This window comes from Coraliomargarita sinensis, assembly GCF_003185655.1.
Lineage (GTDB): Bacteria > Verrucomicrobiota > Verrucomicrobiia > Opitutales > Coraliomargaritaceae > Coraliomargarita_B > Coraliomargarita_B sinensis.
On sequence record NZ_QHJQ01000009.1, the window covers coordinates 135,278 to 150,303 of the forward strand.

The following is a 15,026-nucleotide window of genomic DNA, read 5'->3' on the forward strand; positions in this document are numbered from 1 at the left end:
AAAGGGCGAATGTAGAACCACTCACCATTCAACAACTCAACCACCCACCACTCAACGACTCACCACCTCCATGCCCAACACGGCCCCACTACATTTACGCCTGCCCGTCAGCTTTTACCTCCAGGTCGTGATCTGTGCGGCGCTCTGGGGCAGTGCGTTTCCGGTGATTAAAAACAGCTACGCCGAACTGAGCCTCAACCACTATGGCGAGCAGCTCATCTTTGCCGGGAGCCGTTTCTTTCTAGCCGGCCTGTTCGTCCTGCCATTCTGCCGGGGCAAGGTCCTCCCAAAGTTGAAGCAGGCCCCCCGCGGCCCGCTCATCGCCATCGTGCTGGGACAGACCTATTTCCAGTACGTCTTCTTTTATTACGGGCTCAATGTCTCCACCGGCACCCTGGCCGCACTGCTGGTGGGGGCCGGCAGTTTTTGGTGGATGCTGCTCGCCCCTCTCATCCTCAAAACCGCGCCACCCCGGCCGGTCCACTGGGTGCTGCTTGCCTGTTGCTCGCTTGGCATCGCCTGCGCGGTTTACCAACCGGGCAGCGACCTTCAAAACGCGGGCCTCGGTGCCGCCGCGTTTCTGGCCGCCTCCTTCTCCGGGGCCATGGCCGCCACCTTCATGAAAAAGGTCGCCCCCGTTTCCGGCAGCCGGACCCCCACTGCCTTCTCCCTCTCCACCGGCGGACTCCTTCTCCTGCTGACGGCCGCGCCCTTCTGGACCCAATATATCGCGAGCTTCAATCTCACCACCCTGCTCGTCACCCTCTACCTCGCCTTTGTTTCCGCCACCGCCTTCACGCTCTGGAACCGTTTAATCGAACACTACAGTATTAATGTGCTGGCTTCCTTCCGGTTCCTCATCCCCCTGATGGGTATCCTCGAATCCACCCTCTTCATCCCGGGCGAAAACCTTCGCCCCGGTCTCGTTATCGGCGCGGCCGTTGTACTCAGTTGCCTCGTCATCTCCTCACGTGTCAAAGAGGCCCCGCTGGAAGGCCGCCTCATCCGGCCTTGAGCGAAGACACCGCTGTGTTCGCTCAAGATTGGTTGCCCGGTTCGTCCGTTACCGGTTTTAAAAACGCACCCGCCGCAGTTCGATCCGCGTCAAATCCGTCATTATTCATTAGCCATTCGTCATTAGCAGTTCATCATTAAGACAATGCATTGCGACGTCACCTGCCCAACCTGTTTCGAGACCTTCAGCGTCCCCGGACCGGCGGAAAATGAAGTTCCCACCCAATGGGACTACGACTGCGAGATTTGCTGCCGACCAATGGTGATTTATTTTTATTTGGACGGGGAGGAAGTGTACGCCGAGGCCGCGGCGGATCAGTAATAACGAATCCGTTCGTGAACGCGTATCATCTCAAAACTTTTGCAAAGCGGTATTATATCTATCCAACCCACTTCAGGACGGGCTTCTTTAGAGCCCGTGCCTGACGATACTGAGCACGCGCTCTGAAGAGGCGCGTCCTACAACAGGATCGTAGAACTATAGATACGGCCGGCAGTTAGGTTCATTTGGTAAAATTCCCCTAAGCTTGTGCGATTCGAGTTCGATCCTATTTGAGCGCCCCCCCGACCAGAAAACAGGCGAGACACCTGTTCTACGCAGGATAGATGAGCGGAAAAGACCTCGGAGCCTGACTATGTAATCTGGATATTAAAAATCCCCGTCAGGCCGATGATGATGAAGTAGGCGGCGACAATGTAATTCAGGATTTTCGGAAAAACCAGGATGCAGATGCCTGCGGCCAGCGCGAGGAGGGAGTTAAGTTCGATAACCATCCCGTAGCTTACAAAACGGGGGCTTGTTCGGTCAAGAGCGCCCCACCCGCCTCCTGTCCGACTGTTCCCCCAAATGAATGGAGGCCGAAATCGACGGTGGAAATCCCAAGACGGATATATAAACGGGCGGAACGCCTTTTCTCCAGCGGATTCCCGTATGGGCTGTCCGAGCGCGTGGACATTTCCCTTTCCGTTGGGCGCATTTTCCATAAGCGTATTCACAATGAAGCATCTCACCCTGATACGACATGCCAAATCGAGCTGGTCGGATGTCTCGCGGGGCGACTTCGACCGCCCGCTCAATGCGCGCGGCTTGCGGGACGCGCCGAGGATGGGCGCTTATCTGAAGAAAGCCAAGCTGCCTCCGGTGGACCGGATCGTGAGCAGTCCCGCGCTGCGGGCGCGCACGACCGCTGAATTGATCGCGGCTGCGCTGGACGTGCCAAACGACTCCATCGTCCTGGAGCGAGAGATTTATGCGGCTTCGCTGGCGGCGCTCTTCACCTTGGTGCAAGGCCTGAATGAGGCGAACATGCATGTGGTGCTTGTCGGGCACAATCCGGGTTTCGAGCAACTGGCCTATGCCCTGGATCCCGACTTTGAGGGCGACGGTGAGAAATTTCCGACCTGCGGCGTCGCGCAAATGGAGCTCGGGATAGACACTTGGAGCGAGATCGGCGAAGCTTGCGCGGCGAAGTGCCAATTCGTCTATCCTAAACTTCTTTGATCCCCACAAACCACTCACAACTCAACCACCACCAAGTCACGCCGGAGCCCCGAAGGGCGAAGGCGGATCAACGACCATCCAATATGGGCCTAAGCATTCACTACTCCGGCACGATCGACCGCACCGAAGCCATTCCAAAATTCGTGGAAGAGCTGTCCGACATCGCCGACTCCATGGACTGGATGGTGCAGCCAATCAACGAGGACGAGAGCGACCCGAATTTTCGCGGGATCATCGTCAATCCGAAGGGCGATTGCGAACCGCTCTGCTTTATTTTTGATCGGGAAGGACGGCTACGCCCGCTGATGGATCTGCTCAACGAACAGGTCGAGCCAACGAGGTATTCCCTAGCCACGTCCACGAAGACACAGTTCGCCGAAATCGAGACACATGTCTGGATCATCGGTCTGTTGCGCTATTTGAAGAAGCGCTACCTCAGCAACCTAAAGGTCAGCGACGAAGGCGAGTACTGGGAGACCGAGGACTTGGAGAAGCTGCGCGAAAAGAAGCAATTCCTCCAGGGAATGATCGAACAAATCGGCGGCGCCTTGAGTGAGGCCGAACCTCTCCCGGAGGACGCCTCCGTCGACGAGATGATTGCCCGGATTGAAGCCATTGTGAAGGAGCTGCCCCGGGACACGGAGTAATGGTCCGCGAAAGGACGCGAAGATTTTTTTGTAGCACAGCCGTCCCGCCTGTTTCGGGACGCGCTTCGGGAAGATACGGATGGCTACGCGTCGTCTAGATATAGGAAACAGGCGGGAGCCTGTTCTAAGGGAGTAAGCCGATTGATGCGCGTCAATAAGCGATCAATTCGAGCCCCTTGATACGGCTGAACTCGGAAACGTTCCGAGTCACCAAAGGCAAGCTCTCACTGAGCGCAGTGGCTGCGATGAGAATATCAAAGTCACCGATCAAATCGCCTTCGAGTCGCAAGTCCCGACGGATCCGGGCCGCCTGCCCCGCCACTTTTGAATCCAGATTAATACGTGTGTAGGCACGAAGAAGCCGCTCGCCCTCGCCCGGTTCGGCAAAGCCCTCTAAAAATTCCGTCACCGAAATCACCGAAATGGAAAAGGCCGCATCGGCGTGCATTTGCAAAAAATCCGTCGCACGCCCACGCTCGCTCTTCCGCGCCTCGCGCTGAAGGTCGATGAGAAAACAAGTATCGAGAATCATTCCTCGTTAGCCCATTCGCTAGCCGAGATTCGCGGTGAAGCCGATTCTTCCGCTTCCACCCCGGCCCAGTAATCCAGCGTCTTTTTCGGGGCACCCTTTTTCGCGCGGTACAGAGCCTGAGTTTCCTCAAGGATCGCCGCACCCGTGGATTTGGGCGCATCAAAGCGCGCGCGCCGAACCACCGACGAAAAGGATTCTTTGCCCCGCTTCGCCCGTTTCAGACGCTCGTAAGCATCCAGCTCCAGACTGATTGTCTTAATTGCCATGCATGATATCATGCATGGAATTTTAGAGTTTTCAAGCTAAACGCATAGGCGTATTCTGGTCTGTACAGCAGCCGACCTTAGTTAGAATCTGAGGATCAACGTAGCCGAAGCCCTTAGGCTTTGGACGGCCCACTTCGTCAAGTCTGACCAAACGCGAAGGCGTGTTCCTGTCTGCACAGCAGCCGGTTTTGTCGCTCCGCTCGGAACGGCGACAAGTTGGATTACGACGGGACGCAAAATCCCCTATCCCGCCGTGTAAACGGCTTCACCAAGACAATCTCATCGAGGATCACGGATCACGCAACCCGTCCTGTCACGCCGTAGCCTTGAAAAGCGAAGGCGGAATCACGCATTCCCCTACCGGCCGATCTTCAACAGCTCGACGTCGAAGACCAGCATACCGGCCGGGGCGCCCGCGGGTGGTTTTTCGCCGTAGGCGAGCTTGGCGGGAATCCAGAAGCGGCGGGTCTCGCCTTCGACCATGAGTTGCACGCCTTCCGTCCAACCGGGGATGACACGGTTGAGCGGGAAAGTAGCCGGCTGGCCGCGCATGACCGAGCTGTCGAACATCTGGCCGTCGGTGGTCCAACCACTGTAGTGCACGGTGACATTGTCGGAGGCCTTGGGATTGGCTTCACCACTGCCTGCAGTGATCACGCGCGAGGCAAGCCCACTCTCGTGAACTTCGGCGTTATCGGGAATAGCCGCGACGTCTTCCGGCACCTTGGGGGGCTCGGGAGCCTTTTGAATTTCCAGAAGTTCGACATCAAAAACAAGCATACCGCCGGGGCGTCCACCGCCGGGGTTTTCGCCATAGCCCAGCTCGGCCGGAATCCAGAAGCGGCGGGTCTCACCGACCACCATGAGCTGCAGACCTTCGGTCCAGCCTGGAATGACACGATTCAGCGGGAAGCTGGCGGGCTGACCGCGCTTCACCGAGCTGTCGAACATTTTGCCGTCGGTGGTCCAACCACTGTAGTGCACGGTGACCGTATCTGCCGCAGCGGGTGAATCGCTACCGCTGCCCTCCTCCAGGACACGGGAAGCCAGACCGGAATCGGTCCGCTCGGCGTTTTCAGGCACGGCACTTACATCGCTCGGTGTATCAGTCATGGAATAGGTATCGTCGGCCAAAGCTGTCGAGGTCAACGGCAAAGCCAAACCGGCCAGGGTGAGCGTGAAGGCAGAGAGTAATTTCAGTGACAGATTTTTTCGCATACGCCCCATCCCAAATACTCGAGCCAGACAGGCAAGTGTGTTTTCAACACACGGACCGCTTGATACCCTGTTTTCAATCGGTGCCGTTCAGAAAACTGCATTCGCCGTGCAGCCATAGCGATGGAAAGCTCACTCCGACTACAGTCCCATGCCCGACTCTTTCAATTTTACCAGACGTGCCGCGCCTCAACGGCGCGGAGCCATGCGCGAGCGCAGACGCCACGAATTCCAGCTTGTGATACGAAACCTATCGGGTTTTCCGCTGACAAAGCTCAACGTCCTCTCTAAATCCAACGAATACCAACGCTACGGGAAGGGAGAAAATCCCTATCGGAAACAATCATCCGCCCCAGGCCCCGGAAAAAAACTTGAGACAGCATGTCCACCCGGTCCGCAAAACAGAACCCACGCCCGACGCAGAATCATTGCCGATACTGCAACCATACACTGGAGAAAGCAAAGCAGCGCTGCCCCGCTTGCAAGCGTGGGCAGGAGCGGGCGGGTGAAGTCATCGCGCTGGCGCTGATGCTGGTGGTCATGGGGGTAGTGCTCTACCTGCTGGTGACAGAGGAGGATAAATTTCAGGGGATCTATGGAGAAAAAGAGCCACCCCCCGTTGAGATCAGCTACAGCGATGCTGGTGATGCCGTGCCGGCCGCCTCCGCTTTTCAGGTTATCAGGGAGCAGTCCAACCAAAGCGCTGTTGGCGATATCATCCTCAAGCAGCTGCGCGCCTCAAAATCGGCGCCTATCATCAACTATCAGGGCACGCGGTTCCGGCAGACGGAAAAAGACTTTCCCTTTTATGTGGCTGAAAAAAAGTGGAACAGCAAAACCCAACGTTACGACTTCTATCGTCGGGGCATGCAGGGCGCGGAGGTGCCAATGCGAGGGGAGGCGCGACGCTATTTCATCTCCGAGAATCAGGGCGACTATCCCGAACCGGAAAGTGGCTGCGGGCCGACCGCTCTGCTCAACCTGTATGTCTGGTATTCCAAGTTCGGACTCTTGGACGAATCAATCCAACACTCAGACCAGCAGCGCTACAAGCAGCTGAAGTTTCAACAGATCGATCGCAAAATTCGGGAGATTCAAAAGCAGTCGCGTACGGACTACGGCGGGACCAACACAGTAGCCTCCATTGTAGCGATGGACGAATTGGTGCAGCAATACAGCAAGGGGCCCACCCGACTGCACTTTGAAATCAAAAAGCCGCCGCTTTCATTGAAAGATTTCAATGAACTGAGCCGCAACTACCGGGCCGGTATTTTATCGGTGCGGCCGAAGGACAGGCAGACCGGGGCGCTTCTGGGCAATCACGCCGTGCTTTGCATCCGCGGAGATAAGGGCGGCATGATTACGATCGCCAACTGGGGCGAGTTCTCGCACGGCGCCCTCGTCCAACGAAAGGACGGCCAGTGGTTTGTGCCGAGGGATCGCTCCCACCATGAATTGAAGATTAATAATCTGACCGTGCTGGTGCCCTTTACGCCGAAGGACGGGGCGTAGTTTTGCTGGCGAGGAGAGCCAGAGGATCCGTCTACGTTCTACTACGCCGTAGCATGCTGGCTTGGCTACATTGCTTTCTGCCCGAACTGAAGAAGCCAGAAGACTGGCTTAGCTACAGCGCATCTATGTAGCCATGGCAGTATGGCTCAGTACACATCGTTCGGACGCCATGACAGCCTAATCAAATCTCAAACGGGCCGTTACCGGATAATGATCCGAGGGGTAGCGGCCTTCCCGGTGGGTGCGTATGATTTCGGCGGACAGCACATCCACATCCGGTGCTGCGAGAATGTGGTCGATCTTCACGTTGTCCGTCCAGCCGTTGAAATCGCTGATCGTTCCGCCAAATTTATCATCCGGATGTAGCACGCGCCAGGTATCGACCAGCGGGATGGGATTGGGTGCGTCGAGAGCCTCCTGCCCCTTGAGATATCGAATCACTTTGCTGTCTTCATCGGCATTCAGGTCGCCGCAGAGAACGAAAGGGTTTTCGTTCTGGCGGGCCGCGATACGCATCATGATCAACTGCGCGCCCTTTTCACGGGCATTGACGGATTGGTGGTCCATGTGGGTGTTATAGATGGTAAGCTCGCGCTGCGTCGTCCGTTCACGCAGTTCGGCCCAAGTGCAGATGCGCCGGTAGCGGTTGCCCCAGGAGACCGAGGGTTTCTCCGGCGTTTCCGAGAGCCAGAAGGTGTTGGTCTCCATCAATTCGAATCGATCCTTCAGGTAGAGGATGCAGGAATACTCGCCCTTGGTCCCACCATCCCGTCCGGTTCCGGCGACCGCGTATTGCTCCAGTTCTGCAAGCAGATATTCCAACTGGAAGTGATAGGCCTCCTGAATCGCGACCACGTCGGGCGATTCCGCACGAATCACGTCGCGGACGAAGCCCTTGCGATTCTCCCAGCGATTCTCCCCGTCTTTGGCCCGGCCGTTACGAATATTGAAGCTCATAACCTCAAGATCCAGTATCGTGAATGCGGCCGGTTTATTCGGCACCTTTGTATCCGGAACCTGCGCGCGACAGGATGGACCACTGCCGAGTAAGCCGACAGTGCAGAGAAGTATGACGCAGACCTTGAGGACAGGCTGAGGTTTATCGCGAGAGTTCATCGAGAAGAAGTGCTTGATCGGTTAGCTATTATTAAAGTTTACCACTTTGACCGGCGCGCCGTTCTGCTCCCGGGCGGATTCATTGGCCGCCAGAGTGACCGCGAGCGTGCGCATGGCATCCTCGTAGTCGGAAAGAATTTTGCCGCCGTCTTTCTGGGCGACGGCCTCAAGGAAGGCCCGGTTCTGCACAAGAAAGGCGTCCTCTGTGCCGGGTAGCTCGGTAATCTCCCCTTCACCGGAATGGATGGTTCCGGCGAAGTCCCAGGTTTCAAAAACCACGCGGTCTTTGCGCGTGGAAAGGTTGAGGCTGATGCCGTTGAGCGCGTGCCCGGCGAGCGGGAAACAGCCGGTGCAGAAGGAGCCGAGTGCCCCGGAGGCGTAGCGGACATTGACGACCATCCCGTCGTCGACGCTGAGGTCCGGCACTTCGGTCATAAAACCGTTGGTGCGGTAGGCGCTGACTTCGGTAATCTCGCCCATGAGGTAACGGCTCAAGTCGACGAGGTGGGTGCACTGCTCGACAAACTGCCCGCCGGATTGGTCCATGCGCCGCCACCAGGACGGCGGCGGCATTTGCTCGATCCACCAACCGTTGGCCATGATGCCCGGGCTGCTCTCTGTAAAGCAGGCCCGCGCGCGTTGGACGGATTCGCGGTAGCGGTTTTGATAGCCAACGGAGACAAGAGTCCCGGCGCGCTTGAAAGTCTCGTGGATCGCCTGCGCCTGCTCCATCGATGTCGTGATGGGTTTTTCGATCAGTACCGCACCCACGTGTTCGGCGCAGGCGCGCTCCAAATCACCGTGTAGGTGAGGTGGCAGGAGGATGAAAACAGCGTCCAGCGATTCACGCTCCAGCATGGGTAGATAGTTTTCGTAGGCCTTCGCCCCAAAAGGCGCAGCCAACTCTTGCGCCCGGTCCTGATTGCGACCCGCAATCGCCACCACCTCGGCCGCTTCAATCTTTTTCAGGGCAGCGAGATGTTTTTCCGTGACCCAGCCCGTTCCAATAATGCCTACTTTCATGTCACTGAGCTAAGACGACCGACGGGGTTGAAGGCAAGAACGATGCCATCGCCTGAACGTCGATTGAGCCATTCGCAAGCGAAGACGCCCCCCATTCAGAGTCGAAAGTGGCCCGGCTGCTTCAGCCTCGGGTGATATCGTTGTCCTCGAGACGATTGGGATGCTCGGTGACTTGGTCGGCATGTGGTTCTTTACGGTAGATGTAGTCGCCGTTGAGCTCCTTATCCCGCGACCGGGTGCGCCGCTTGCCCACGAGCGCGGCCACTAGCAACAATAACAGGAGAAGGATCGTGACCAGAAGCGGAATGAGTAGGATACGGTACATAGCAATATTTCATCTTACGGCACTGAGCGGACTTATTCAAGCGAGAGCTTCACCTTGGCCCACGCAGACGCAAAACGGAGAACGGACATGCGTGGTCTTATCGCTTGCACCTACGCCAAGGCTTCGGCGGACGTGTCGCTCGAGACCTGTCCGCTTTCAACAAACAGGTATCTCAAAATCAGTGCGCACGACAGGACAAGAATGTCCTGACTCCGTTAAATCCCAATACCCTAGCTGCGGGCCCGAGTCAGCATGATCTGATTGCCGTCGGTATCCTCGCACATGGCGAGGTGCGGTGGCTCCCCGTCCTCCGGCTGTGGTTCCCGTTCACACTTCCCTCCGTCCGCGATGACCTCGGCGGCAGCCGCCACCACATCGGCGACTTGAAAGCTCAAACCGGTCCAAGTGGTTTTGCCCTCGCCGCCTCCGTGGATAGCGATGAGGCCACCGGCCACCGAGAGCTCAATGATATGCGGGTTTTTACGAACCACCTCGGCCCCGAACACGGTTTGATAAAAATGGGCCGCGCGTTCGGCATCCGCCGCCCAGATGGTGTATTTAAGTTTTTCTACCTGCATGTTTTGAAATGTAGGCACATCGCACCCAATTGCGAGTGAGGAAAAGTAAGCTGTCTATCGGAGTAAGAGGACCCGTCTTCATAAAATTACGCCGTGACATGCTGGTCGGCTACATCCCAGGCATATCAAGCTAGGCCCCCAGCCATCAGAATGCAGTGCGCATTCACTCTCAATTCGAACTTTGAGCTTCAAGGACTACCTTGCCTACGCGACGACCTCCCGTTCACGCGGAACGGACTGCTTCCAGGAGCCGTCCGGCTGACGGCGGGCCCAGAGCTTTCCATCGGCTCCGAGGGCGATCAGGTGCACCCAACCATTTTCCACAAGGTGGCGCACGTGTTCCTGCCGCTCGAGAATGCCATCGAGCACTTTCGTATCAGCGGCGATACAGGCGTGGAGGCGCAGTGGCTCGTGAATCAGCTTCTCACCGTCGTGCACGGATTGCAGCGGCAGGCCATGGCGGAGATCGTTTTCGTTACCGAGGGCGACGCCCACGCCACCCACAACGTTGTGGATCGACTTATGGCCGCTGCCGAAGTGCGCGTTGTCGGTGGCGGATCCGTAGTATTGAAGATTGATCCAGCTTCCGACCACCAGCGGCCCTCCGATAATGTTTTCCAGGACGGCACCCTCCGGATCGGTTTCGGCCGAATACTCGTGCAGAAAGGCGCGGCTCTGCAAGTTGGCCTTGGCCGTCCATTGACGCGGCGCCACAATAAAGGCGGCATTTCCCGCGAGTGCCCATTCCGGGCGCACCTCCGACCAGTCCCGGCTCCGGGCACGGACAGCGGCCACCACATCATCCTGCTCCCCGGCATCACCTAGTCGGGCGGAACGCTCGATCGCGCAGAGGATGCCCGCTTGATCCAGTGAAGCCCTGAGCTGACCTACGAGCGTGGAATCGGCACCCTCGTAGTCGAAGAGTGTGACCTCATCCGTGGTGGTGTTATGGAGTCCACCGACAAAGACGGTATCTGCCGGGATGTTAATCTTCCGTTCGGCCAACTCGGCCCGAACGTCGGCCTGGTTGAGCAAGGCGGCTGCAAGGCGGGCATTGGCGTCACCGGCGTGGCCACCACAAGCCCCACAATCCAAGCCAGAGGCGTAAGGATTGTTCTTCGTCGCGCTGCCATGACCACAGAAGAGGACGATCCGTCCGAAGTTTTCCAGAAGGCCAAGACCTTTGAGAATCCCCTCGGCCAGGTCGGCCCGATCCTTTGTCGCCATATCGACGAGGAAATCGGGTGCCCCTTTATCGCTACCCGTCTTCCCGGAAATACCGAACGCATCTTTGAACAACTCCAGGCCGTAGCTCAGACCGATGGTTTCCACAAAAGTGAAGCAGGACGAAGCCGCTTCCTTGAAGCGCTTCCAAGTGCGCTTACTTTCACGGGCATCGACCCGCTGAAAGAGGAGCTGGTCAAATTCCGAAACCTCGATACCCGACTTGCAATCGCTGGTCGGCACCGGCGGTGCCAGCAGCACCGGGCAGCGCGCCTGTGAGCCCCCCAGGCCGGGAACCTTGTGGTCAATGGGCAAGCCGAAGAATCCGGCGAAGCCGATGGTCTGGACATGCAGACCGGTCGACTCCAGTGCTCGGCGGTACACTTCCGAACGTACATCAATACAGAAAATCGCCTGCACATCCGGCCGCTCTCCTGCCGACTCTTCGCTCGGGTTGATCCCCAGACGCAGCTTCTGCTCGAAAGCATGCTCCATGGCGGACTGCCAAACCAGGCGTTGTGCCAGCCCAAGCGGAATGACGGAAGAACCATCGTCGGCATGATCTTCCTCCAGATTACGCTGCCAGCCCAGGATACAGTTCTTGTCGTCGGCATGCATGCTGTAGAGCGCCAGATCATAACTGAGCAGAATAGCAAGCAATTGCAGCAGGGAGTCTCCGGATTCGCCGCGAATTTCCAGCTCACGGTCCTTGTAGCGTAAGTGTCCCGCCCATCCGGGCAGGGTCAGGAGAATGCGATAGAGCAAGGACCCGATGCGGGCCTCCGGCATTTGCAGAGTCTCGATCGCCTGCTCAATCACGGCGTGAGGATCCTCGGGCAGCCCGGCGACAAATTGCCGGAAGCCCGCAAGACCGTGCAGCTCAGGATTGCGGTCGATTTGCGCCGCCTCTTTCCATCCCGCATACAGGCTCAGATCCTTCCAGGGAAACTTCCAGGACGACTGGCCTTCATCGTCGTAAGCGGCACACCATTTGGCGACCTCTTCGCGGATGATGCGCTGCCAGTGCGTTCCCTCGCGGGCATCGAGATATGCACTGAAGGAGCAAGTCTGGTAGACCGGCGTTTCCTCTTCTTCGGGCTCCGAAAGCAACTCGACCAACTGATCCGCGGTCAGCGGCTGATCGAAAGCAGCAAAACAATCGGCTATCTCGGGCGTGGCTGCCGCCACCGCCCCGCGTAAATCTTCCAGACCGATATCACCAGCTTCAAACTTCTGCTTGAACCATTCCTTCGGCAGGACCGTATCCGAACCCTGGATACGTTTGTGCGCATCAGCCGCTGCGGCAAACTTCTGGTCCGCAAATCCGAGGAAGGGATTGACGGCCACGAAGTGCGATAACGGCCAGAGCGGAGCGATTTTCGCACAGGCGGCGTTGATTTCCGCGGCTAAAAAGTGTGGCTTGGAATTTTCCATAGTGTGATCGGGTTCGAGGGTTAGCGATCGTCGGGGACGAGTCCGATGGCCCGGGCAAAGCGATTGGCTATCGTATTCATATAGAAACCATTGAGCGCGTGCACGTAGAGGCGGCGCTTGTAGGCCACGGTAAGAAAGCCGGGTTCACCGTCCTGAAAGCGAATCGAAGTGATCAGGAAGCCCAGCATGAGCACGGCGAGGATCGACTCGAACAGAAAGGCGCTGGGGATTTTCTCGGGCAAGGACGAGGCGAGGATCTGCTCCGAAAACATCGCCAGCAGGTAATAGAGCGCGGCAATACTGCCCGCCACACCTGCGGTCCCGGCAAAGGCAATCCCGACCTGGCCGCGGCGCATGGCGGTCCATAGCAGCTGCGTGAGGGCCATGACCACGACCATACTCAAGACCAGCATGCCCGGCTTTTCCGATGGACTGACATCGAAAGCGAAGCTCAGACCAATCACAATGGCCATCGACACCCCAACTGCCGGCCAGATGCGGCTCGGATTGAGGCGACTGTAGTGCGGCTTGGCATTGAGCTTCTTGGCTGTTTCCACCGCAGAACCGGAGGAAAGAAAGGCATGCCCCTTGTAGAGCGAGTGAGCCACCAGGTGCAGCACCGCAAGATGGAAGGCACCGAGACCGCACTGTAGAAGCATGAAGCCCATTTGCGCGATGGTCGAATAGGCCAGTGCGCGCTTCACGCTGGTCTGGGAGAGCATGACCATGGAACCGTAGATCGCGGTGAGCGCACCACAGATGGCCAGCATTTGCAGGGCGGCTGGGGTGTGCACGAGAACCGGGCTCATTCGGACCACCAGATAGCCTCCGCCGTTAATGATACCGGCATGCATCAGGGCAGAAACCGGGGTCGGCGCACCCATGGTATCCGGCAACCAGGTATGAAACGGAAACTGCGCCGACTTAAGCAGCGCTCCTAAAATGATGAGCCAACCGATCCATGAATAATTACCCAGCGAGCCCCCCTCAAGCTGGGTAGCGGCAAACAACTGCCCGAAATCCTGTACGCCATAAATGGCGTAAATCCCCGAGAAGGCCCCAATCAGACAGAGGTCCCCCACCCGGCTGACGATGGATTTTTTGCGGGCCGAGAGCAGCGTGCCCAGACGATCGGGAAAATAAATCAGCAACTTGTGCAGCCCCATACTGGTGGCGACCCAGGCCAGGCCAAACTGTACCAAGCCCGGCGCGACCACCAGTGCCATGACCGCGCCTAGAGTGACCGACATCCATTTAAAAAAGTGGCCCTGCTTCTTGTCGCCTGCCAGATAGTTTTTGGAAAAGCGTAAAATAACTGCGCCGAGAAAACAGACAAGCAGCAGAATCGTAGCCGAAAGTGCGTCGAAGCGAATACCGAACCAACTGGCATCGGTCAGCGTCGCCACCACCGGCCCCTTGCCGAAAAGCGCCCAAAGCGAAGTGGCCATGGTAGCACAGCCAAAGCCCGCCCATGCGATCACCTCGGCAATACGTCCGGCAGCACGCGGCCGAACATTGAGCCAGCTGGAAGAAAGCAACACCCACAGAAGTGAGACCGGTGCGATCCAAAGGACAAGACTGCTGATGAATGTTTCCATGTCCCTAGACTAGCAGAATGACTTGAGTTTATCCAATATAAGTATTCTATACTTTTGTTCTATTTTATATATGCATCAACTCAATTACCATCACCTTCGATACTTCCACGCCATCGTGCGTGAGGGCACACTCACCCGGGCTGCGGAAAGGCTGAATGTCTCACAATCCGCACTCAGCATCCAATTGAAGAAGTTGGAAGAGAGTTTGGAATGCGCGCTGTTCGACCGGCAGCACAAAACCCTGAGCCTGACCGAGGAAGGTCGCATGGTGCTGAACTACGCAGAGACGATCTTCAAGACCGGCGAGGAAATGCTGGCCACCTTACAGAATCGCAGCGGCCGCTATCGCAACGTGCTCCGGGTGGGTGCAGTTTCCACCCTGTCGAAAAACTTCCAGATGAGTTTCCTGCGAGAGGCACTCGATGACAACGAACTGGAAGTGATCATCCACTCATCAAGCACCCGCGAGCTGTATGGTCAACTGCGGGCGCATACGCTGGACCTCGTCCTCTCCAATAGCCCGGTGCCCCGCGACAACGAGCGCCTCCTGCGCAGCCAACTGGTGGATGACCAGGCCGTGAGTTTGATCGGACACCGGCACCATAAAAAACGCCGGGCCTTTCGCTTCCCCGAAGATTTACGCGACACACCCATGGTGCTCCCGAGCAAGGAAAGCAGTATCCGCACCCGCTTCGATCTGATCATGGAAAAGGCGGGCATCGCCCCATTGATCGCGGCCGAAGCCGACGACATGGCCATGCTCCGTCTGATCGCCCGCGAAACCGACGTGATCGCACTGGTGCCCCCGGTGGTGGTCCAGGACGAGCTCAAGTCCGGCGAGTTGGTCGAGCTCTACCAGATCCCCGACATCCACGAAACCTTCTACGCGGTAACCGTCCAGCGGCGCTATCCGAACCCGTATTTGAAGAAGCTGCTGAAGGAAACGTAGTCGGGGTGATTCATCCCCCGACCCGAATGCAAGTGTGTTGTCAGACTACCTAGAAAGGCCCGAGCGCACAGGAACGCTCCGTTCGCAAGTCG

The 15,026-nt window shown here is 57.5% G+C and carries 16 protein-coding genes; 6 read left to right on the forward strand and 10 right to left on the reverse strand.

All coding sequences use genetic code 11. The annotated features are described in order from the left end of the window. Window positions 1–70 precede the first annotated feature (70 nt). Together DDZ13_RS12215 and DDZ13_RS12220 are read left to right on the forward strand one after the other, a co-directional pair. Window positions 71–1,015 carry a DMT family transporter gene (locus tag DDZ13_RS12215; protein ID WP_110131740.1) on the forward strand — a complete coding sequence of 315 codons (945 nt, stop codon included), beginning with the start codon at window positions 71–73 and terminating at the stop codon, window positions 1,013–1,015. Window positions 1,016–1,159: 144 nt separating this feature from the next. Next, window positions 1,160–1,336 (forward strand): zinc ribbon domain-containing protein, encoded by a 177-nt coding sequence (locus tag DDZ13_RS12220; protein WP_110131741.1) that lies wholly within the window; start codon window positions 1,160–1,162, stop codon window positions 1,334–1,336. Window positions 1,337–1,647: 311 nt separating this feature from the next. Here DDZ13_RS12220 and DDZ13_RS12225 read toward each other — a convergent pair whose 3' ends face one another. Beyond that, window positions 1,648–1,788 carry a DUF3096 domain-containing protein gene (locus tag DDZ13_RS12225; RefSeq protein WP_110131742.1) on the reverse strand — a complete coding sequence of 47 codons (141 nt, stop codon included), beginning with the start codon at window positions 1,786–1,788 and terminating at the stop codon, window positions 1,648–1,650. Window positions 1,789–2,011: 223 nt separating this feature from the next. Here DDZ13_RS12225 and DDZ13_RS12230 point away from each other — a divergent pair, with 223 nt between their 5' ends. Next, the gene (locus DDZ13_RS12230; protein WP_110131743.1) at window positions 2,012–2,515 is read left to right on the forward strand and encodes a SixA phosphatase family protein; all 504 of its coding nucleotides are present in this window, start codon (window positions 2,012–2,014) and stop codon (window positions 2,513–2,515) included. An 83-nt stretch (window positions 2,516–2,598) separates the two neighbouring features. Further along, on the forward strand, window positions 2,599–3,162 hold the full coding sequence (locus DDZ13_RS12235; protein ID WP_110131744.1) for a hypothetical protein: 564 nt from the start codon (window positions 2,599–2,601) through the stop codon (window positions 3,160–3,162). A gap of 151 nt (window positions 3,163–3,313) precedes the next feature. Here DDZ13_RS12235 and DDZ13_RS12240 read toward each other — a convergent pair whose 3' ends face one another. The 3 genes from DDZ13_RS12240 to DDZ13_RS12250 form a co-directional block, all read right to left on the reverse strand. Continuing rightward, window positions 3,314–3,694, reverse strand: coding sequence for a type II toxin-antitoxin system VapC family toxin (locus DDZ13_RS12240; protein ID WP_110131745.1), 381 nt, complete (start codon window positions 3,692–3,694; stop codon window positions 3,314–3,316). Then, window positions 3,691–3,960 carry an antitoxin VapB family protein gene (locus tag DDZ13_RS12245; RefSeq protein ID WP_110131746.1) on the reverse strand — a complete coding sequence of 90 codons (270 nt, stop codon included), beginning with the start codon at window positions 3,958–3,960 and terminating at the stop codon, window positions 3,691–3,693. Before DDZ13_RS12245 ends, DDZ13_RS12240 begins: the two co-directional genes overlap by 4 nt. 357 nt (window positions 3,961–4,317) lie before the next feature. Then, the gene (locus DDZ13_RS12250) at window positions 4,318–5,178 is read right to left on the reverse strand and encodes an FKBP-type peptidyl-prolyl cis-trans isomerase (RefSeq protein ID WP_233246153.1); all 861 of its coding nucleotides are present in this window, start codon (window positions 5,176–5,178) and stop codon (window positions 4,318–4,320) included. A gap of 378 nt (window positions 5,179–5,556) precedes the next feature. Between DDZ13_RS12250 and DDZ13_RS12255 the strand changes: the two genes are divergently transcribed. Next, a complete protein-coding gene (locus tag DDZ13_RS12255; RefSeq protein ID WP_110131747.1) occupies window positions 5,557–6,687 on the forward strand; it encodes a hypothetical protein in 1,131 nt (376 codons plus the stop codon). Between the two features lie 177 nt (window positions 6,688–6,864). Here the strand turns inward: DDZ13_RS12255 and DDZ13_RS12260 are convergent, their stop codons facing one another. The 6 genes from DDZ13_RS12260 to DDZ13_RS12285 all read right to left on the reverse strand — a co-directional run bounded on the left by DDZ13_RS12260 (window position 6,865) and on the right by DDZ13_RS12285 (window position 13,985). Continuing rightward, on the reverse strand, window positions 6,865–7,803 hold the full coding sequence (locus tag DDZ13_RS12260) for an endonuclease/exonuclease/phosphatase family protein (RefSeq protein WP_110131748.1): 939 nt from the start codon (window positions 7,801–7,803) through the stop codon (window positions 6,865–6,867). A 21-nt stretch (window positions 7,804–7,824) separates the two neighbouring features. Continuing rightward, on the reverse strand, window positions 7,825–8,826 hold the full coding sequence (locus DDZ13_RS12265; protein ID WP_110131749.1) for a Gfo/Idh/MocA family protein: 1,002 nt from the start codon (window positions 8,824–8,826) through the stop codon (window positions 7,825–7,827). A gap of 121 nt (window positions 8,827–8,947) precedes the next feature. Continuing rightward, window positions 8,948–9,151, reverse strand: a complete 204-nt coding sequence (locus tag DDZ13_RS12270) for a hypothetical protein (RefSeq protein ID WP_110131750.1) — start codon at window positions 9,149–9,151, stop codon at window positions 8,948–8,950. A gap of 230 nt (window positions 9,152–9,381) precedes the next feature. Beyond that, window positions 9,382–9,729 (reverse strand): VOC family protein, encoded by a 348-nt coding sequence (locus tag DDZ13_RS12275; RefSeq protein ID WP_110131751.1) that lies wholly within the window; start codon window positions 9,727–9,729, stop codon window positions 9,382–9,384. 204 nt (window positions 9,730–9,933) lie between these two features. Continuing rightward, window positions 9,934–12,387, reverse strand: coding sequence for a DUF2309 domain-containing protein (locus DDZ13_RS12280; protein WP_110131752.1), 2,454 nt, complete (start codon window positions 12,385–12,387; stop codon window positions 9,934–9,936). Window positions 12,388–12,407: 20 nt separating this feature from the next. Continuing rightward, window positions 12,408–13,985 (reverse strand): proton-conducting transporter transmembrane domain-containing protein, encoded by a 1,578-nt coding sequence (locus tag DDZ13_RS12285; protein ID WP_110131753.1) that lies wholly within the window; start codon window positions 13,983–13,985, stop codon window positions 12,408–12,410. Between the two features lie 70 nt (window positions 13,986–14,055). Between DDZ13_RS12285 and DDZ13_RS12290 the strand changes: the two genes are divergently transcribed. Further along, entirely contained in the window at window positions 14,056–14,934 is an 879-nt protein-coding gene (locus DDZ13_RS12290) for a LysR family transcriptional regulator (RefSeq protein ID WP_110131754.1), read from the forward strand. The last annotated feature ends 92 nt before the right edge of the window (window positions 14,935–15,026 follow it).

Excerpts from the sequence above, each read along its gene's own strand:
- DDZ13_RS12215 (WP_110131740.1), top strand. The coding sequence starts at position 71 with ATGCCCAACACGGCCCCACTACATTTACGCCTGCCCGTCAGCTTTTAC.
- DDZ13_RS12220 (WP_110131741.1), top strand. The coding sequence starts at position 1,160 with ATGCATTGCGACGTCACCTGCCCAACCTGTTTCGAGACCTTCAGCGTC.
- DDZ13_RS12225 (WP_110131742.1), bottom strand. The coding sequence starts at position 1,788 with ATGGTTATCGAACTTAACTCCCTCCTCGCGCTGGCCGCAGGCATCTGC.
- DDZ13_RS12230 (WP_110131743.1), top strand. The coding sequence starts at position 2,012 with ATGAAGCATCTCACCCTGATACGACATGCCAAATCGAGCTGGTCGGAT.
- DDZ13_RS12235 (WP_110131744.1), top strand. The coding sequence starts at position 2,599 with ATGGGCCTAAGCATTCACTACTCCGGCACGATCGACCGCACCGAAGCC.
- DDZ13_RS12240 (WP_110131745.1), bottom strand. The coding sequence starts at position 3,694 with ATGATTCTCGATACTTGTTTTCTCATCGACCTTCAGCGCGAGGCGCGG.
- DDZ13_RS12245 (WP_110131746.1), bottom strand. The coding sequence starts at position 3,960 with ATGGCAATTAAGACAATCAGTCTGGAGCTGGATGCTTACGAGCGTCTG.
- DDZ13_RS12250 (WP_233246153.1), bottom strand. The coding sequence starts at position 5,178 with ATGCGAAAAAATCTGTCACTGAAATTACTCTCTGCCTTCACGCTCACC.
- DDZ13_RS12255 (WP_110131747.1), top strand. The coding sequence starts at position 5,557 with ATGTCCACCCGGTCCGCAAAACAGAACCCACGCCCGACGCAGAATCAT.
- DDZ13_RS12260 (WP_110131748.1), bottom strand. The coding sequence starts at position 7,803 with ATGAACTCTCGCGATAAACCTCAGCCTGTCCTCAAGGTCTGCGTCATA.
- DDZ13_RS12265 (WP_110131749.1), bottom strand. The coding sequence starts at position 8,826 with ATGAAAGTAGGCATTATTGGAACGGGCTGGGTCACGGAAAAACATCTC.
- DDZ13_RS12270 (WP_110131750.1), bottom strand. The coding sequence starts at position 9,151 with ATGTACCGTATCCTACTCATTCCGCTTCTGGTCACGATCCTTCTCCTG.
- DDZ13_RS12275 (WP_110131751.1), bottom strand. The coding sequence starts at position 9,729 with ATGCAGGTAGAAAAACTTAAATACACCATCTGGGCGGCGGATGCCGAA.
- DDZ13_RS12280 (WP_110131752.1), bottom strand. The coding sequence starts at position 12,387 with ATGGAAAATTCCAAGCCACACTTTTTAGCCGCGGAAATCAACGCCGCC.
- DDZ13_RS12285 (WP_110131753.1), bottom strand. The coding sequence starts at position 13,985 with ATGGAAACATTCATCAGCAGTCTTGTCCTTTGGATCGCACCGGTCTCA.
- DDZ13_RS12290 (WP_110131754.1), top strand. The coding sequence starts at position 14,056 with ATGCATCAACTCAATTACCATCACCTTCGATACTTCCACGCCATCGTG.